Below are 18,817 nucleotides of genomic sequence, written 5' to 3' on the forward strand. Positions count from 1 at the left end.
GGCCAGAGCAAATGGGTAAATTGTTCGACAATCGGTTACGTGGTGTTGCGAGGGGAGGTATGTGGAGGGAAACGCACCGACGAAGGGCAGGTTTTTTTGCCTGGAGGGGTCAAAACGGTGACCGGGCGGTCACGTTTTCGTGCTAGCGAGGGAGACGAGCGCACTGTTGTGGTGCGTGCGATTTGTTGATGGGTTGTGTCCAATGGCCTTATCGCTGGCAAGCCAGCTCCCACAGGACTGGCGGCGTACACAAATCTTGTGGGCGCCACGGACCTGTGGGAGCTGGCTTGCCAGCGATGGCGGCGCAGAGGGCGCAGCAATGTCGAGAGGTTGACATCAATTCAGCAAGCGCACCGGACTGCCCGCCGTCCAAGCCTGAATATCCTCGATCATTTGCGAAAAGAATTGCTGATAATTCTGCCGACTCACATACCCCACATGCGGGGTCGCCAGCACATTGTCGAGTGTGCGAAACGGGTGCAGCGCTGGCAGCGGTTCCTGATCGAACACATCCAGCGCCGCGCCGCCGAGCTGTTGTTTCTGCAAGGCCTTGATCAGCGCTGCTTCATCGACAATCGGGCCGCGGGCGGTGTTCACCAACAGAGCAGTCGACTTCATCCAGGCCAATGCCTGCGCATTGACCAGCCCACGACTGCGGTCGCTGAGCACCAGATGCACGGAAAGCACGTCCGCCTGCTCAAACAATTGTTGCTTGCTGACATAGGTCACGCCGGCTTGTTGCGCGCGCTCGGCCGTGAGGTTTTCGCTCCAGGCGATAACGCGCATGCCAAATACCTGCCCGAACTGCGCCACCCGTTGCCCGATGCTGCCCAAGCCGAGGATGCCCAGCGTCTTGCCATGCAAATCGCCGCCAAGGCCTTGTTGCCACACGCCTGCGCGCAATGCGTTGGCTTCATTGAGCAGGTTGCGCGTGGCGGCCATGATCAATGCCCAGGTCAGTTCCGGCGCGGCGTGTTTGTAGCTGTCGGTGCCGCAGATCCTGATGCCCAGCGCCGCTGCGGCTTGCATGTCCAGCGCTGCGTTGCGCATACCGCCGGTCACCAACAACTTGAGATTGGGCAAACGCTTGAGCAGGTCTTCGTCAAAACGCGTGCGTTCGCGCATCACGCAGATCACTGAGTACTTGCCCAGACGTTTGGCCAGCGTGGCATTGTCCGCCGGGTAATCATGCTCGAACGTCACCTCACCGATGCCATCGAGCACCGACCAGTCGACCACGTCCCGCGCCACGTCCTGCCAGTCATCGATCACCGCAATCTGCACCGCCATCAGCCTTACCTCATCAATCAACGGGATTGGTTTTGTTCAGCCAGCCGAGCAGGGCCTGGTGAAACTTCGCCGGCTCTTCCATCTGCGGCGCGTGGCCCATGCCGGGGAATTCAACCAGAGTCGACTGCGGGATCAGTTTGGCGACCTGTTTACCAAGCACCTCATAGTGACCGATTTTCGCTTTCACCTCAGGTGGCGCGAGGTCCTTGCCGATGGCCGTGGTGTCGGAGGTGCCGATCAGCAACAGTGTCGGCATCTTCAAGTCCTTGAACTCGTAGTACACCGGCTGGGTGAAAATCATGTCGTAGATCAGCGCCGAGTTCCACGCCACCTGGGTCTTGCCCGGGCCTTTGCTTAGGCCGGCGAGCATGTCGACCCAGCGGTCGAACTCAGGTTTCCAGCGGCCATCGTAGTAAGTCGTGCGCTCGTAGTCGCGAATGCCTTGGGCGGTAACTTTCAATTCCCGTTGGTACCACTGATCCACCGTTCGATACGGCACGCCGAGGGCTTTCCAGTCTTCCAGACCAATCGGGTTGACCAGTGCCAATTGGTCCACCTGCTCCGGGAACAGCAGCGCGTAACGCGTGGCGAGCATGCCGCCAGTGGAATGACCAAGCAAGGTGGCTTTCTGAATGCCCAGCGCTTTGAGCAATTGCTGGGTATTGGTTGCCAGTTGCTGGAAGCTGTATTGATAGTTGTCCGGTTTGCTGGAGGTGCAGAAGCCGATCTGATCTGGCGCGATCACCCGGTAACCGGCCTCGCTCAGGGCCTGTATCGAACTGTCCCAGGTGGCCGCGCAAAAATTCTTGCCGTGCATCAGCACCACGGTGCGACCGTTGGCCTTGCCGAGGGCGGCGACATCCATGTAACCCATCTGCAGGGTTTTGCCCTGAGACTGGAAATCGAAGTGTTTAAGCGTGTAGGGGTATTTGAAGCCTTGCAGCTGTGGCCCATACGCCGGACCTTCGGCGGGTGCTGTCGTTTGCGTGGCGCCATGGGCAAACAGCGGCAGGGCGGCAGTCAGGAACAGGCCGGGCAGCCAACGGGATAACGTGACAGACATAAGGGCTAACTCCATTGAAATCGGCCGATGCTGGAACGGCGGGATTAGGGCGACGTTAAACACAGGCAATGTGCGGCGATGATGGTTCAACCGATCCAGCCCAGCGTCAGCATGGCCAGCACGCCATACCGCGCGCCTTTGGCGAGGGTGACGATCAACAGGAAGCGCCCGAGCGGCTCGCGCATCACCCCGGCAACCAACGTCAGCGGATCGCCAATAATCGGCAACCAACTGAACAGCAGTGACCAATGGCCGTATCGCTCATAGTGCCTGCGCGCGTTGTCCATGTGTCTGGCGCTGACCGGAAACCAGCGCCGATCCTGAAATCGCTCAAGTCTGCAACCCAGCCACCAGTTGACCAGCGAGCCGAGCACATTGCCCACGGTCGCCACCGCCAACAATCCCCAGAGCCAGTAACGGTCGCTGACGATCAACCCGACCAGCAGGGCTTCGGATTGCAATGGCAGCAACGTCGCGGCGCCGAAGGCGGCAAAGAACAGTCCTGTGTAAGCCGCGCCCATCAACGAGCCGGGTAGTCCGCCACTACGACGTCAGCGCCGTCCTTTTTCAGACCAATCACTTGATAAGCATCGCTCATGCCGTCCATTTCCATGCCCGGCGAGCCGATCGGCATGCCCGGTGCGGCAACACCCAGCAGATCGTCACGCTTGCTCAGGGCCAGCACTTGCTCCGCCGGGACATGGCCTTCGACAAATTTGCCGTTGATGATTGCGGTGTGGCATGAGGCAAGCCGTGGCGGCACGCCGTGTTGTTGCTTGAAGCTGCTCATGTCGGTTTCAACGTGATCTTCGACTTTGAAACCGTTGGCTTCTAGGTGGCTGATCCATTTCTTGCAGCAGCCGCAATTGGCATCGCGATGGACTTCGATGGGAATCAGGTCGACAGCCTGGGCCAGGGAGGAGATGAACAGGGCGCTCAGGGCGACCAGACGCAGGTGGATTCGCATGACGGACTCTCGACTCGGGTGGCGGTCAAAAAGAACGTATTTTGACCGGTTTTTCCTGCCAGGCATCAACTCAGTGTTTCAAGTTGCTACAAGGCAGACTGGCAGGATAATCGTAGATCAACCCTGACAGCCCCATGAGCGAGAGATGACAAATCTGTAAGGTTGCACGCGATCCTGTGTAGGAGCTGCCGCAGGCTGCGATCTTTTGATCTTTTAAAAGCAACATCAAAAGATCGCAGCCTGCGGCAGCTCCTACATGAGATTGAGGTGAATCAACTGACCTTGAAGCGCCCCATGATCGCACTCACCCGGCTGTTGGCTTCCAGCAACTGGCGGGTGTTAAGTTCACTGGCCTGGCCGCTTTGAACCAGTTCATCAACCATGTGGCGAATTTGCACCATGCTGCGGTTGATCTCTTCGGTCACCGCACTTTGCTGCTCGGCGGCGGTGGCGATTTGCGTGCTGAGGCTGTTGATATGGCTGACGGAACCGGCCATTTCATCCAGCCCCGAGTTGACCCGTGCCGTGGCGTCGGCCGCCGACTGGCAACTGGCCTGAGTGTTTTCCATGGCGCTGACCGACGAACTGACCCCTTGGGTCAGGCGCTTCAACATCTCGTTGATTTCCGAAGTGCTGGCCTGGGTCCGGGCGGCGAGGGCGCGTACTTCATCGGCCACCACGGCGAAGCCGCGACCCTGTTCACCGGCGCGCGCCGCTTCGATGGCGGCGTTGAGGGCCAGGAGGTTGGTCTGACCGGCAATCGCGCCGATCACCCCGAGAATCTCGGTGATGCGTTGAGCGTCCTGCTGCATGTTTTCGACTTTATGGGTGGCGCTGGCCACTTCATCGATCAGCGCAACCACGCTGTTGGTCGCCTCGCCCACCACCACCCGCGAACGGTCGGCGTTTTCGTTGGCGCGCTGGGTGAACGCCGCGGTTTCAGCAGCGTTCTGCGCCACGCTTTCGGCGGTCGAACTCATCTCGGTGATGGCGGTGACGGTCTGATCGGTTTCCGAAGCGTGACGCAGCAGGATCTGGCTGGTATGCGTCGAGGTACGTTGCAGATTGTCGAGGCTCGACGCCATGGCGCCGGTGGCCTGGGTGACTTCACCGATCATGTTTTGCAGATAGGCAATAAAGGTATTGACCGAATGACCGATGGCGCCGAGTTCGTCCTCGGCGCGGATGGTGATGCGTCGAGTCAGGTCGGCATCGCCGCTGGACAGCAGGTCGATGTTGGCTTTCAGCGCTTTCATGCGCGAAACCAGCTGACGGATGGCGTAGATCTGCAACAGCACTAACAGAATCACCAGCGGAATCTGCAACAGGCTCAGGGTGCTGAGCACATCGTCACGCTGAGCGGTGAGCATTTTGGTCGGCAGAGCAGTGGCGAGGAACCACGGCGTGCCCTCGATCGGGCGCATGAAGAAGGTGCTGGCTTCACCGTTGTTGTCGAATTCGACGCGCTGCGCCTGATCGCGGCTTTGCAGGCCCGCCTTGACCTGGCTGGCGAAGGTCGAGCTGCCAGCCAGTTCGCTGATGTTCTTCAGCACGATCGGTCCGCTGATGCGCGAACTGTTGCTGATGATTTTTCCATCGGCCTCGACGATGAGCATTTCGGCGTTGAGGTCTTTTTCCTTGCGGGCCACCAGGTCGTTGAAGAAACCCAGGGTGACGTCGATGGTCGACACGCCCCAGGCATTGCCGTTTTTCTGGATGGCCATGGCGCAGTTGGTGCGCGGCTCGGCGCTGGCGTCGTCCTTGTAGGCCGCCGCCCATGCGCACTGGCCGCGCGGGGTGGCCATGCCGCCCTTGTACCAGGTCTGGTCGTAGTAGTTGGGCGCCGCATCACTGTTCCAGAACGTGTTGACAGCCAGTTTGCCCGAGGCATCGCGATGCCAGAAGGTGCTGAACTTGTTGCGTCCGGCTTCACGCTGGCCGGGTAGCGGCCAGATACCACCGCCAAACACTTTCAGTTCGCCGTATTGATCCACCAGGCCCGGCAATACCGTGTCGATGGCCGCGCTGTCGAGCAGCGGGATGGTCTGGGTGATGCTGCGTTGTTGCGCCTGAACCTTGTTCAACTCGCCCTGAATCTGCTCCGCGACTTCGGCAATGCGGTTGAGCACCACCTGTTCTTCGGTATGACGCAGTTTGGGCGCTACCAGTTGGCTGATACCGACCACGGTCAGCACTGACAACAGCAGCATGAACAGAACCAGAAACAGCGTGTAGCGAGCCTGAATAGTGCGGAATGCGGGCATGGAAACCGGTCCTTGAGCTGCGATTCTTATTAGGGGCGGGAGGCGTAAACAGTGCGGGTATCACTAGGTATCGTCGTTGCCGCCAGAAGCTTTAGGTACCGGCGTGCTAAAAAGCTGAAGGCCGATGACTGGTCGGTATCGAACCTGATACACAGGAATTAACCAGCCATGGCACCGGAGTGAATTTCGACCGGTCGCGGTTCGATGAAGGGCTTGAAAGCCAGCATCCACGGAGGTCTGCTGATTTGTATCGAGAATGTACGAGAATTGTAAGTGAGTGCACAAAAAGGGTTGGTGCCATCAGTGAGCCGGTGGATACTCCCCAGCATTCGAGTGCTTCAACAAGGATATTTCATGTTCATTTCACAGGGAGTTTTCTCATGACGATTGGCATTGTCGGCGGCTGGGAAAGCAAGGCTGGCGTCATGGTGCGTAATACTGGCGCGAAGAAACAGGTGGCACAGAGCGTCAAGGTGCAGCAGATGCTGACCATGGTCGGAAACGATCCCAACGCTTTGAATACAGCCGAGATGGACAAGCAAGGCCTGCGCAAAAACATCAAGGGCTTTGACCCCGCGAACGTCTCGGTAAAACAGATGGGTAACCTGGCGGCGATGCTGCGTAGCCGAGGGCTGATCTCTGAAATCACGTCCTTCACCTTGCTGAATGCTGGTGACAAGTTCGATCGTTTCGGCGTGACCAAGGACATTGATGTCAAATTCAACGCATTGGAGTATTTCGCGACTCAGCTTGATGCGATCCAGAACAATGGTCTCAATGGCAATGCGTACGGCAAAAATCTGATCCCCGAATTCAAGAAAGCGATTTACGTCCTGCAAAACCTGAAAACCTATGGGGAAGGCAACGCGCCGCTTCCCAATAAAGACGGCATCAAAGCCAGGGCTTGAGCCGCCAGACAATGACCCACTCAAGGTGAGCGGGTCAGTTAGCAAGATCGCGGTACGCTCAAGTCACAGCGCTATTTTGTTCAGGTGAGGCACGACTTGCTGTTGTGCCTGATCGTGTAACTGCTGCATCTGCGGGCAGTGCAACTCAAGTTTTCCCCGCCGGTAACCCCGGTGAAACAGCGCCAGCCATCCTCCCTCCTTACCCTCGACGGGTGCCAGCCCGGTAAAGACAAATCCGATTGCAGCCAGTCTGTTCAGGTCGCAGGTAAATTGCGGTGACAATCCGAGCCGGATCGACACCAGCCATTGCTGCGGCAATCCCCTTAGCTGCTCGAGCAGATCGGGCCGCAGGGCTTTGAGCAGGATGTCGTAACGATTGGTGTGTTGTTCCAGCTGAATCGCGGGGCCACGCCAGTAAAATCGTTGCTCTTGCGTGCCGAATACATCACATAAATGTTCCATGAAACTGCGGTAAGCAGACGGCCAGCTCTGCCGTGGCAACGGGCGTTGATACCCGTCGATGATGCGACATCCCACGACAATCGATTCCGGCGTTGAGCTACCAAACGGCGAGGGCACGTAGTCCGGCAACAGCCCGGTGTTATGAAAACCGAGACTGGCGGCCATGCGTTGCGTGTACGGGTGGTGAGTGACCTGTTTGATGGACACGTCGTGGCAGCCCAGTGCTTGCGCGTGGGTCAGCAGTTGCTGGCTCAGACGTGTGGCAATGTTTTGTCCCCGGGCATCAGGATGGACGGCGCTCAATGCCAGTTCGGCCGTGCGGGCGCCTGTGTCGCGAAACAGGGTGGCGTGTCCGCGTATCTGCCCGTCGACCTCGGCGACCAGCGAGTGCCAGCGCTGGTGGGCGTGGTTCTGGTTGATCATCTGCGGCAGATAAACGTGCGGTTGCACATAAAGATCGCCGTACACCTCGCGGAACAACCGGCTGACCGCCGTGGCGTCGCTGGCGCGATAATTACGCAGAATCAGCGGTACCATCCGGGCCCTCCTGATCCTTGTGTTCATAACGACGCAAGTCCAGCACGCGCAGGCATTTGCCCGAGCGGGGATGTCGTGGCAGATCCTCATGCGTGCAGCACTGGATGTGCAGTTCCAGCAAATAATCCGTCCGTAATTGCGTGATCAACGGATAAAGCTCAAGCATTTCGGTTTCCAGTTGCCGATTGACGTCGGCGCGGTCGGGAGACTGTGCAGTTGGCACCCATTTGAGCGTCAGCAAGTCCTTGAGCGCGACCTGTTCAATCACCAGTTGCCAGTCGTCACAGGCAGCGTCGCGGCGTATCAGTTCGGCGATTTCCTGGGGGACCAGCGACAAAATGCCCACTCGGACCCGATGGCTGCTGGCGCTGCGCCCCTTGATCGCGAATTTTCGCTGCGCAGTGCCGAGCGGTTCTCGCCAACAGGCGCGGTCGCCTACCGGGTATCGAATCAGCGGCATCAAGCGCCGGTGGGGGCTGGTCAGAACGAGCAAACCCACTTCATCGCAAGACTCGATCACCTCTCCGGTGTATTCGTCGATGATCTCCAGGATGGCGTGATTTTCATGCATTCGATGCTCGCCCTCGGCGCAGTCGCGCTGACTGCTGCCGATGAAACCGGCGTCGACGCTGGCGTAGCCGATGGAGGCGATGCGCGCGTTGGGAAACGCCAGGTTGAGAATCTGGCGCTGTGAATCAAACAGACTTTCGCCGCCGTAGAGCAGCGTGTCGACAACCGGCAAGGTTTGCTTGCGACGCTCAAGCCAGGCGGCAAAGGTCAACAGATGTGCCGGCAAGCCTGCAAGCACGTTGATCCGATGCTGCTGGATGGATTGCGCCAATACCTGAGAATCGATGTCGCCGGTGAACGGAAACTCAGTGATGTCCACACGCACATGTGCCAATGAATCGTGGATGAACAGGAAGCTGGCATACAGGTCGCCAGCAAAAAACAGATTGGCCACCCGGTCTCCCGGGTTGAATTGCACACTGAGGGCGCTCCCGAAATCGCCGACCAGGCGCCGCCATTCATACCGGTTGTAAATAGAGAGTTTCCCGGCACTGGTGGAACCGCCGGTTCTGAATACCAGTGCCCCCTGCGCTGAGTCGGTCAATACCGGCCACAGGTCGAGGGTTTCGCTGTGACGCCAGAATTCGTCGGGATCAATGATCGGTAGCTCGGTGAGCAACGCGATTTGTCCAGGGACTTCGGCAAAGTGTTCGCGGTAATAGGGCGAGTGCTGACGAGCGAAGTTGATCAATTCGCCCACTGAGTCAGTGATGTTCACAAGGTTGACCTTTTTTATAGTTTTCTGGCTTGACTCACGGGAAGTGTCAGTTGCGCGAATCAATCATTAACGGCGTCTTGCCGCTGTGCTTGTTTCGGGCGAAGTCTTTGATGGCACAGACTTCAACTTCGAGATTCAGCAACCCGCTGTGAATAATCGTTGCCAGGGTCGGGTAACTCGACAGTCGGGTCTGCACGTCAACAATTTCGAGTTCGCTGCGCAAACGCATGCGCTCGACACCGTCGGGTGCATGATCCAGCAGCACTTGAAACGGCACTTGCAGATGCACCGCCAGTTCGCTCAATGAAATGAAGTCGGTGCCGATGCGGATCAATTTGCCGTGGCGTTGCAGCAGTTCGAAGCGTGGAGAGGCCAGTCCGCAAGCACAGGCACCGGATACCCAGCGGCCAGTGTCGCCGACGTCATAGCGCTGAACGTTTTGCGCCTCCCGGGCGATGGAGGTGAACAACAGGCGGCCGACTTGATTGCCGACCACAGGCTCATCGGCGTCGAGCGCGACAATTTCCAGATGTTGGGTGTCGTTCATCAGATGAAAAATGCCATCTCCCGTAGCCTGGCAGGCATGACCGAGAGGGCCGGCGTCGACACTTCCGTAAATCGCCGAGCGGATGCTGGTCACACCGCACCGGCGCAAAAGAGCACGACTCGGTTCACTGAGATGTTCGCCGCCGAGAAACACCTTGGTGATACCGCCGTAGGCTTGCAAGCGCTCCCTTTCGTTGAGGAACAAGCGGTGCAGAGTGCTTGGCATGCCCATCAGCACCGTCACGCGCTGACTGATGATCAGCTCGGCGATGTCGCGGTAATCGTCATCGGCCGGGGCGCCCATCGGCAGGTGGGGGATGTCCAGCAACTCAAGCACTTTGGCGAAACTCAGGAAACCGCCGTACAACCCGCCGCAGAAGAACAGGTTCATTACCCGATCCCGCGCCGGATCCAGGCCCGCAGCAAACAAACCGTCCGCTGTTGCGCGCATCTGTCGATGGAAATCACCATAGCTATACCCAGACAGCACAGGCGTCCCGCTACTGCCACCGGAGCGGAAATACAACTGCGCCGCCGCGTTGAACGGCTGGCCCTTGAAACGCTCCTTGTCCATGATCGGCTGCCCGCAAAGCGTTACGGGTACAGGCGCGGGATCAAGGGTGGCGTGGCTTGGCAACAGGCCGGCGGCGACGCTGACCGACACACGTCGACTAAGCCGTTGCAACGCGTAGACGCCATCATGGGGCTCACCGTCATAGCCATCGTGAATGCCGGCCACTGGCGCGATGCGCGTCACACCGGCACGGATCAGCATCCGTGCCAACTCGCCAATCTGTGCTTCGCCGCACAGCAGCGCGCAACTTTGCAGGACGTTGCGCCATGGCAGCAGGGTGTCGGTGATCAGCGACCGCGGTACCGGATGCAGCAGCACGCTGCGAAACAGCGGGGAGGGGGCGAGTTGACGCTCGTGCGCCCAGATCACCCGCCAGCTCGGCGCGTTCCAGACATGGCCGGTTTGTTCCGCGAAGCTCTGCGCCAAGCGAGCCATGTGCGTGTGCGTGGTGATTTGCGCGCCTTCCTGTGGCGTTGGCAACAGCGCCGGCCATTGCCCGGCGCGGCGTTCGAAGGCTGCCGCCAGGCGTTCACCGATCTCGCGCAATACGACCGGGTCGTCACTGTCCACCAGCAGCCATTGCGGGCTGGAGCAGGCCTGCTGATCCAGTCGACAGACTTCATCGGCGACAGCATCGAGGTTCTGCGCTGTGGCGGCTTCGGTCGTCAGATAGACGAAACTGATGCGATGTCCCCAGTCGATCCACCGGCAACCGGACGGGAGCTGCTTGCGAATGGCTTGTAAGGCGGGCTCACCGCCCCACGCCGCAACGCCATTGGCGCGTTTACACAGTTGCCCGATCTGCCCCGTTCCCACTGGCAATACCGCCACGTAACCAGCGATTTGGCCACTCGAATCGCATTGCAACAAGGCGTGCAGTAACCGTGCGGTCAGGCCTTGATCGCTGCTGCTGGGTCGTAACCAGTTGACGTTGCCTGCCAACAGACTTTCCAGTACCGCGCAGAACGCCAGCAACGGCGCGTTGCCCGGCGTGATGTGCACCACCAGCCCGAGTGGGCTCCAGCATTCGAAGTGCGATTGTCGATAGTCGATGCGGCGTAATGAGCCCGGTTGGGCGCCCAGTTCGCGTTGCAATTTGATCTGCAATGCCTCGGCCGTGCAGAACTCGATCAGGGCCTGTCGATGTTCGAGATCAAGCGCGAGCGCTTGATTGTCGCCGCTCAGTTGCTCGGCAAAGCAGGTTGCGGCGCTGATCACCGTGCTGCTTTGCAGCGGCGTGCTCAGATGATCCGCAAGATCTGCCTGAAGGCATTCAAGCGCAGCGTCAAGGTCGCAGGCGTCGCGTAATTGTCCGTTGATCAAGTACATATCAGTAGCTCCCCAGCAGGTCGGCCGCTGCCATCGCGCAACTTCTGCCTGCGGTAGTGCCTGCGCGGCCGTGCAGTTCAAACCAGTCGCTGCTCAGCCCGCAGCCGCAACTCTGGCCAGGGTGCAACGTCGCCAGATCGCTCATCACCACCGCGTGTGCGGGACTGGACGAGATATAGGGCGAGACGAATCCCAGCAGGCCTCGCTGGCCATAGGGTTGAATAGAAAAATCAGCTGGATGGCGCACGTACACCTTCGAATAGACCGGGACATGAAAACGGTGATGGGCGCATTCGATGTAAGGCACGGCATGCTCGACGGCACCGTAACCATCTCGACAACGCGAGGTTTCAATGCCCAGTTGGCGGTGGATGCAGGCATATAGCTGTTGCCTGGGAATCTCATGTGCGGCCTGGGTTTTCCAGCCACCGCCGAAAAATGCCAGGGAACCGGCCGGCAGTTTCAGATCTGGCATGCCGAGGGCCTGCATCTGTTGCAAGGTCTGCCAGAGAAACGCCGGGAAGCCGAGGATGCGTACCGGCAGGCCTTCTTCGGCAAACGCCTGCAAGGCCTGGACGACGCCAAACACATCAAACCGATGACCGTCACCGGTGCTGCGCAAGGCATAGACCACACGGTTGGCGGGGGCGAAGCGGCACAGAAACTGATCGGTGAACGAGGTGCCAAGCGTGATCAGCCCTTGCGGCTCATAACTCAGCAGCAAGTAGTTGCAGGGCGTGTCCGGGGTGTCCCAACCGTAATGGCGGAAGATCTGCGCGACCATGAATTGCGCCGCGCCAAGGCTGCGCTCGTCGTAGCGCATGCGGCTGCGCTGACCGCTGGTGCCGGAAGACGTCAGTTCCAGGGCATTGGCGCCGGTGCTGCTGAGCAGCAGCCGTTGCTTGAAAAAATTGGCGAAGATCGGTGGCAAGTGCGACCAGTCATCAAGCGTGTCCAGGTCATGCGCACCGAGCCCGTGGGCGTTCAACCAATGTTCGTAGCCCGGTGTGTGCTGGCAATGAAAACGGCTGATCTCGGCCATGGCCCGTTCGAACAGGCCCGTGGGCACGGAATGCGGGCAATAAGGATGGGGCAACGCGCATAACGCATCGCTCGCGGGTAAATGGATCATCGATGTTCCCTTATTCAGGTGCGGCGAACGCGGTTTTGGCGTCTTGTAGAAACCAGAGCAGCAGCGGCAGGCACATCAAGCCTCCGAGCGCGGCCCACAGGGCGAAAAACTCAAGCCGGGTTCCGCCGCCAATCGCCGCAATAATTGAGCCGCCGATGCCCATCACGGCAATCGAAATCATGCCGACCATGGCCGAGACCAGGCCTTTGCTGTCATCCGAACAAAACAGCGCCAGCCGATACAACGCCGCGTTGCTGATGCCCAATCCAACGGCGTAAAGCGCCAGGCTGGCGACTGTCGCTGTCAGTCCCAGACCCTGCATCGCGCAGCCGATCAGCGCCAGCAGGCCCAGGCAGAACGGCCAAAGCCCCAGTTGAATCAGGCGTGATAACGAGTGCGTCACCAGCAGACGGTTGAGAATCAGATTGCCGACGATGACGGCAGAGAAAATCGGGATTTGCCACAGGCCATACGTCAGCGGCGTCAGGCCCAGGCCCTGGATCAGCAGCAACGGCGCCAGACCGATCCAGGCAATCAGTGGCAGGCTCATCAGCCCCAAGGCCAGGCTCGCGCCGAGGAACCGCGGGTTACCGAGCAGGGCAAGGTAGCGCTGGCGGATCTGACGCATGGAAAAGGCCACGCGGGCTTGCTGCTGCCCATCGCGGCGGATAACCCCCACGGTCTCCGGCATGCAGGCGTAAAGCCCCAGCCAGACCAGCACCGCAGCAATGCCGAGTGCCAAAAACAGTTCGCGCCATGTCAGCCATTCCAGCATTACGCTGCCGAGCATGGGGCCGAGCAACGGCGATAGCAGCGCAATGTTGCCGAGCAGGGCCATCAGGCGCACGGCATCCGCTTCGCAGAACACTTCCTGTAGGGCCGGATAGCTGACGGCCACGACAAACCCGAGCCCCATGCCCTGTATCAGGCGCAGCGCATTGAACACTTCAATGCTGCGGGTAGCGAAAGCGGCGGCACAGGCAGCAGCGAATGCGGCGCAGCCGATCAACAGCAGTCGGCGCCGCCCCCAATGATCAGACATGGGTCCCAGCAGCCATTGCAGGCAGACGCCGCCCAACAGATAAAGATTGAAGGCATTGGGAACATGGCGAACATCGGCCTGGAACTCTTCAGTGACGCTCAACATCGCTGGCATGATCAAATCACTGGCCATATAGGTCAGGAGTTCAAAAGCGCCAAGCGCCAGGCAGAATCCCACCACTTGGCGTGGCCCGATTCTTATCAATGTTCTCTGCATAAACATCCTTGTCAGGTAAGGAGGAGGTTGCAGAGCCTAGGTCCAGACATTGGCGTGACCTACTGGTTAGCTGAAACATTAGATTTCGAATCTTTGCAGGATATGAAACGGACCCAAAACGCCAGTAAAACAAGACGTTACGGGGCACTCATCCATGCTCAAAAAAAATGCCCGCGAATGGGACGGGCATTGTTTTTCAGTTAATTCAGTGTGTATTTTTCATGCCCGGCATCTGACACTGGCGAGCAGGCGGGGTGAAATATCCTGTTAACGATGTTGATCGTCGCCGGGGCTTCCCCGGCGCAAGGATGATGGTCGTCTTGAAGCCGTGATGAAGCCAAAAGCCTCTATCGGCTGTAACATGAGGCCCCGTTTGCAGCGGCGCCTACCCGTATGACGGCAAGTGCATGGCATGCAAGTGGATACATTCCAAAGTTTCAGGAAGCCGCAATGACCCAGAAGCAACGTTTGATTTATTCGATTCTGATCGCCGTCTCCGTACTGGCGATCATGCTCGGCCTGTCCTGGCTGCAAAACACCGGGAAGATCGATGAAAAGACCTTCCAGTACATCGCCATCGGTGTGGCGGTGATCGTCGTGGTGATCAATGGCGTAATGCGCCGCAAGGTCAAACCCTGACGGCGATCGCAGTACGTTTCACTCGGCGTCGAGGACTGCAGCAGCCTGCGGATGCAGGCTGTAGCTCTTGTCCGCGTTGAAGGTGATCACACCTTCGGCGCTCAGGCGCTTGAGGACTTCGCGCACACTGAGGAAGGACAGCGGAATATCCAGATCCAGCAATTGGCTATGGACGCCGCGAACGCCCAGGCGACGGTCGTTTTGTGCCGCGACCAGCAGGGCGTCGATGACCTTCAGGCGAATCAGGCTGGTGCGCAGACCGAAGCTTTTGAGCAACAGCCGGATGCGTTCGTTGCCGTGACGCTCGATGCGTTGTCCGAAATCGCTCGCGTGGGGGCTCATGGATGCTCCTTGTGACGCCTGGCTACCGTCCGTTGGTAGTTGCGGGTTGTACATGCAATTACTCCTTTTCAGAGCCCGATCGGGAAAGGTTTTTTTGCGCTCTCTAAACAAGACGTTTCAGCTCGCCAAATCATGAAAGAAAAAATGTAGAAAATTTGTCGGGATTTCGTCTTCTGCGCGTAATCACTGCGCAAAACTGCCGCCAACCGCGCTAAATTTTTTTCGTCGACGTTCGTTTTCAGGACAGGCTCATTGCGCGTGGACGCGTGGGTGTTACCACAGCGGATCCGTTGCCCGTCACATGTTTCGCGCGGCAAGGCAGATCCGCTCTTCGGCATTTCGATCAGGAGCGAGCGTGATTATTTCCAGGCAGTTAACCGGACTGGCCGTTGCCGGTATGCTTTTCGGGCTGAGCCTTTCGGCCCATGCATTCAGCCCCTCCATTGATACCAGCGCCGAGATCCGTCGTACCGGTTTCGGCGTGCCGCATATCCGCGCACAAGACGAGCGTAGCCTGGGTTTCGGCATCGGTTACGCCTATGCGCAGGACAACCTGTGCCTGCTGGCCAACGAAATCGTCACGGTCAATGGCCAGCGTTCGCGTTATTTCGGCCCGGATCAGTTCACCGTCGAGGAGCGTGAAAACCGTGTCAGCGATGTCTTTTTCAATTGGCTTAATACGCCGCAAGCGGTCAGCACCTTCTGGCAGGCGCAAACGGCACAGGTGCGTGATCTGGTCCAGGGTTATGCCGCGGGCTACAACCGCTATCTCGCCGAACGCCGTCAGCAGGGCCTGCCGCAACAATGTCAGGGCGAATGGGTTCGCGATATTGCCCCAGAGGATCTGGTCAAACTGACCCGTCGTCTGTTGGTCGAGGGCGGGGTTGGTCAGTTCGCCGAAGCCCTTGCCGGTGCCACGCCGCCACAGGCCACGGCGCGGATCGCCAACGATACGCACGCCTACCAAATGGCAGATGTCCGTCAGCAGCGCTTTGCGCTTGATCGTGGCAGCAATGCCGTGGCGGTGGGGGGCGAGCGGTCGTTCAACGGTCGCGGCATGCTGCTGGCCAACCCGCACTTTCCCTGGGTTGGCGGTATGCGTTTCTATCAAATGCACCTGACCATTCCCGGCAAACTTGACGTCATGGGTGCCGCGTTACCGGGCCTGCCGATGATCAACATCGGTTTCAACCAGCATCTGGCCTGGACCCATACGGTCGATTCCTCCAAACACTTCACTCTGTATCGCCTGCAACTCGATCCGAAAGACCCGACGCGCTATCTGCTCGATGGCCAATCATTGCCGATGAGCAAGCAGACGGTGACCGTGCAGGTCAAACAGGCGGACGGGCAAGTGTTGCCGGTGGCACGTGACATCTACAGCTCGAAGTTCGGCCCGATTGTGCAGTGGCCGGGCAAGCTCGATTGGGACAATCAGTTCGCCTACAGCCTGCGTGATGCCAACCTCGACAACGATCGCGTGCTCAAGCAGTGGTATGCGATGAATCAGGCTTCCACGCTTGAGGATTTGCAGGATTCGGTGCACAAGATTCAGGGTATTCCCTGGGTCAATACGCTCGCCGCAGATGACAAGGGGCAGACGCTGTACATGAACCTGTCGGTGGTGCCGAACGTCAGCGGCGAAAAACTTGCAAAGTGCAGTGACCCGCGAATCGGCACCCAGATGATCGTGCTCGACGGCTCAAACAGCGCCTGCGCCTGGGACGTCGACCCGCAAGCCGCGCAGAAGGGCATTTTTGCTGCCAGCCAATTGCCGCAACTGCTGCGCAAGGACTTTGTCCAGCACTCCAACGATTCCGCATGGCTGGCCAACCCGGCGCAACCGCTCACCGGTTTCTCGCCGCTGATCAGTCAGGATGGCCAACCGCTGGGCTTGCGTTCACGCTTTGCCCTCGATCGTCTGGCGAGCCTGAACAAAAAAGGCGCGTTGGGGATCAAGGATCTGCAGCAGATGGTGATGGACGATCAAGTGTATCTGGCGACCCAGGTGGTGCCGGATCTGCTGAAGTTCTGCGCCGCTGACCTTGGCACCGACGCGCAAGCACTGAAACCTGTGTGTGCCAGCCTGAAAGCGTGGGACGGGCGGGCTAATCTGGATTCGGGCCTGGGCCTGGTGCATTTCCAGAACATCATGCAAGCCCTGCAGAAGTCGGTGGACATCTGGCGTGTCGCCTTCGATCCGCAAGACGCGCAACACACGCCGCGTGGTCTGGCGGTCGAGCAGTCAGCGGTGGCCAAGGCGCTTCGCGAAGCGATGCTGGCGTCGGTCGATACGGTGGCCAAAATGGGCCTGAAACCGCAAACCCGTTGGGGCGACATTCAGGTGGTCAGCAGCGGCGGGCGGCAGACGCCGATCCATGGCGGGCCGGGTACGCTGGGGATCTACAACGCGATCCAGAGCGTGCCACGCGAGGATGGCAAGCTTGAGGTGGTCAGTGGCACCAGTTATCTGCAAGTCGTGACGTTCGATGAAAAAGGCCCGCACGCGCAGGGGCTTTTGGCCTTCTCGCTGTCCAGCGATCCGGCATCGAAATACTCGCGCGATCAGACTGAGGCATTCTCGAAGAAACAGTGGAGTGTGCTGCCGTTTACCGAACAGCAGATCCAGGCTGACCCGCAGTATCAGGTGCAAACCATTCACGGGACGTTGGACAAGACGGGGAAGGTCGCCGCACAGTAAACACGGTGTTACTGGAAAAAAAACTGAAGGCCGCATCCCGCAAGGGGCGCGGCCTTCAGCTTTTTGGCGGCTGTTGCGGCATAGGGTTGATCACCGGGTTGCCTTCCTTGTTGCGCGTCAGGTAAACGGGCAAGACCTTGGGCAGGGAGTTGGCGAGGTTGTTCAGCTCTTTGATGTTGTAGATACCGCCCACCCGAATCGCTCCGGTGCTGTTGTCGGCGAGCATCAACGGTTTTTCCAGGTAGCGGTTGATCAGCGGCAGGGCTTCACTGAGCGGCAGATTGTCCAGCACCAGTTTGCCGCTGCGCCAGGCCAGCGAAGCATCGTCAGGGTAGGTCTGGCTGATTTGCGGCATGTAGTCGCCCGGTTTGTAACGCGCTTGCATGGACGGCTCGAGACGCAAGCCATCGCCCGGTAATTGACGATTACTGCTGACCAGCACCGAACCTGCGATCAGGTTCACTCGCACTTGATCCTCGTACATCCAGACATTGAACCGCGTGCCGGTCACCCGGATTCTGCCTTCGCCTGCCCGCACGACAAACGGGTGCAACGTGTCGTGACTGACGGTAAAGAATGCCTCGCCTTTTTTCAGCGTGACGCGGCGTTCGTCCTTGTAGTTGCTGAAGGTCAGGTCAGTGTTGAGGTTCAGTTCGAGTTGGCTGCCGTCACTCAGCGTCACCTGACGCACATTGTCAGTGGCGGCAAAATGCTCATAACTGTTGGGCAGCCAGCCCAGATGCCAACCGGTGTAAGCCGTCAGCGGCAACGCCAGTGCGCAGACCCCGGCCGCTATCGCGTAGCGGCGCCATGGGCGGTCAGGCTGAGTAACCGGCACAACCAATGCTGTCTCCGGGCGCGGCAGGTGTCCGGCAACGTCCCAGATTTCCAGCATGGCCTCGTACTCGAATGCATGCAGAGGATGTGCATCGTGCCATTGCTGGAATGCGCGACGCTCGTCTTCCGTGCAGTCGGCGGCGTGCAAGCGCATGCACCAATGCGCGGCGGCATCGGTGATCGCATCGTATTCGGCTTCCGAGAGAGTGTCGTGGGTCATTGACTCATCCTGATTTCGCACATTCTAACCTTGACGGGAAGTTGCCGAGAACATAAGTCATGGCATTTACCCATCAATGTGGAACTTATTTTTCGCTCAGGCGCCCAAAAAACAGGACGCCAATGACCACTATCCACAAATGGAGTGAAAAAATGATCAAGAAGACCTTTGCTGCACTGATTGCCACTGCAAGCCTGCTCAGCGCCGGTGCCGCGCTGGCAGACAAGCCAGGCGCAGGCTGGATCACCATCGAAAAAGCCATCGATACCGCGAAGACCAAGGCAGGTTATGTCGAGATCTACAAGATCGAGGCCGATAACGATGGCTATTGGGAAGGGGAAGGGCGCAAGTCTGACGGTGTCGTCTATGAGTTCCGCATCGATGGCGCATCGGGCAACATACTGCGCGATCAGAAAGACTGATCCCGATCGTCTGAGCCAGGGCGCAGGTTTCGACCTGC

15 protein-coding genes and 2 pseudogenes are annotated in these 18,817 nt (G+C 58.9%); 4 read left to right on the top strand and 13 right to left on the bottom strand.

Annotated features, from left to right (window positions below):
* Positions 1–336: 336 nt before the first annotated feature.
* The 6 genes and pseudogenes from AB4P97_RS08840 to AB4P97_RS08865 form a co-directional block, all read right to left on the bottom strand.
* Positions 337–1,290, bottom strand: a complete 954-nt coding sequence (locus tag AB4P97_RS08840; protein WP_395602468.1) for a D-2-hydroxyacid dehydrogenase family protein — start codon at positions 1,288–1,290, stop codon at positions 337–339.
* A 13-nt stretch (positions 1,291–1,303) separates the two neighbouring features.
* A complete protein-coding gene (locus tag AB4P97_RS08845) occupies positions 1,304–2,353 on the bottom strand; it encodes an alpha/beta fold hydrolase (RefSeq protein ID WP_395602469.1) in 1,050 nt (349 codons plus the stop codon).
* An 86-nt stretch (positions 2,354–2,439) separates the two neighbouring features.
* On the bottom strand, positions 2,440–2,874 hold the full coding sequence (locus AB4P97_RS08850) for a YqaA family protein (RefSeq protein WP_261735326.1): 435 nt from the start codon (positions 2,872–2,874) through the stop codon (positions 2,440–2,442).
* Complete coding sequence (locus tag AB4P97_RS08855; RefSeq protein WP_395602470.1) at positions 2,874–3,320, bottom strand: DUF411 domain-containing protein; 447 nt, start codon at positions 3,318–3,320, stop codon at positions 2,874–2,876. The genes AB4P97_RS08850 and AB4P97_RS08855 overlap by 1 nt, the downstream gene beginning before the upstream one ends.
* A gap of 272 nt (positions 3,321–3,592) precedes the next feature.
* Positions 3,593–4,120 (bottom strand): annotated as a pseudogene (locus AB4P97_RS08860) (methyl-accepting chemotaxis protein); the annotation flags it as partial.
* A gap of 381 nt (positions 4,121–4,501) precedes the next feature.
* Positions 4,502–5,584, bottom strand: a pseudogene (locus tag AB4P97_RS08865) (cache domain-containing protein); the annotation flags it as partial.
* A 380-nt stretch (positions 5,585–5,964) separates the two neighbouring features.
* Here AB4P97_RS08865 and AB4P97_RS08870 point away from each other — a divergent pair.
* On the top strand, positions 5,965–6,492 hold the full coding sequence (locus AB4P97_RS08870) for a hypothetical protein (protein WP_042559018.1): 528 nt from the start codon (positions 5,965–5,967) through the stop codon (positions 6,490–6,492).
* 63 nt (positions 6,493–6,555) lie between these two features.
* Here AB4P97_RS08870 and AB4P97_RS08875 read toward each other — a convergent pair whose 3' ends face one another.
* The 5 genes from AB4P97_RS08875 to AB4P97_RS08895 are packed head-to-tail and all read right to left on the bottom strand — an operon-like array spanning position 6,556 to position 13,618.
* Positions 6,556–7,491, bottom strand: a complete 936-nt coding sequence (locus tag AB4P97_RS08875) for a GNAT family N-acetyltransferase (RefSeq protein WP_395602471.1) — start codon at positions 7,489–7,491, stop codon at positions 6,556–6,558.
* On the bottom strand, positions 7,469–8,779 hold the full coding sequence (locus tag AB4P97_RS08880; protein ID WP_395602472.1) for a phenylacetate--CoA ligase family protein: 1,311 nt from the start codon (positions 8,777–8,779) through the stop codon (positions 7,469–7,471). Before AB4P97_RS08880 ends, AB4P97_RS08875 begins: the two co-directional genes overlap by 23 nt.
* Positions 8,780–8,825: 46 nt before the next feature.
* Positions 8,826–11,228 (bottom strand): aldehyde dehydrogenase family protein, encoded by a 2,403-nt coding sequence (locus AB4P97_RS08885; RefSeq protein ID WP_395602473.1) that lies wholly within the window; start codon positions 11,226–11,228, stop codon positions 8,826–8,828.
* 1 nt (position 11,229) lies between these two features.
* A complete protein-coding gene (locus AB4P97_RS08890; RefSeq protein ID WP_395602474.1) occupies positions 11,230–12,360 on the bottom strand; it encodes an acyl-protein synthase in 1,131 nt (376 codons plus the stop codon).
* A gap of 10 nt (positions 12,361–12,370) precedes the next feature.
* Complete coding sequence (locus AB4P97_RS08895) at positions 12,371–13,618, bottom strand: MFS transporter (protein WP_395602475.1); 1,248 nt, start codon at positions 13,616–13,618, stop codon at positions 12,371–12,373.
* Positions 13,619–14,068: 450 nt separating this feature from the next.
* On the opposite strand from AB4P97_RS08895, the gene AB4P97_RS08900 reads away from it, so the two are divergent.
* Positions 14,069–14,257, top strand: a complete 189-nt coding sequence (locus AB4P97_RS08900) for a hypothetical protein (RefSeq protein WP_042559024.1) — start codon at positions 14,069–14,071, stop codon at positions 14,255–14,257.
* 18 nt (positions 14,258–14,275) lie between these two features.
* Here the strand turns inward: AB4P97_RS08900 and AB4P97_RS08905 are convergent, their stop codons facing one another.
* Positions 14,276–14,653 (bottom strand): fe2+ zn2+ uptake regulation protein, encoded by a 378-nt coding sequence (locus AB4P97_RS08905; RefSeq protein ID WP_261735335.1) that lies wholly within the window; start codon positions 14,651–14,653, stop codon positions 14,276–14,278.
* A 301-nt stretch (positions 14,654–14,954) separates the two neighbouring features.
* Here AB4P97_RS08905 and AB4P97_RS08910 point away from each other — a divergent pair, with 301 nt between their 5' ends.
* On the top strand, positions 14,955–17,300 hold the full coding sequence (locus AB4P97_RS08910; protein ID WP_395602476.1) for an acylase: 2,346 nt from the start codon (positions 14,955–14,957) through the stop codon (positions 17,298–17,300).
* 55 nt (positions 17,301–17,355) lie between these two features.
* Here the strand turns inward: AB4P97_RS08910 and AB4P97_RS08915 are convergent, their stop codons facing one another.
* Positions 17,356–18,357, bottom strand: coding sequence for a FecR family protein (locus AB4P97_RS08915; RefSeq protein WP_395602477.1), 1,002 nt, complete (start codon positions 18,355–18,357; stop codon positions 17,356–17,358).
* Positions 18,358–18,509: 152 nt separating this feature from the next.
* On the opposite strand from AB4P97_RS08915, the gene AB4P97_RS08920 reads away from it, so the two are divergent.
* Positions 18,510–18,779 (top strand): PepSY domain-containing protein, encoded by a 270-nt coding sequence (locus tag AB4P97_RS08920; protein WP_042559028.1) that lies wholly within the window; start codon positions 18,510–18,512, stop codon positions 18,777–18,779.
* Positions 18,780–18,817 lie beyond the last annotated feature (38 nt).

It is taken from the genome of Pseudomonas sp. A1230, assembly GCF_044218825.1.
In the GTDB taxonomy this organism is placed as follows: Bacteria; Pseudomonadota; Gammaproteobacteria; order Pseudomonadales; family Pseudomonadaceae; genus Aquipseudomonas; species Aquipseudomonas iridis.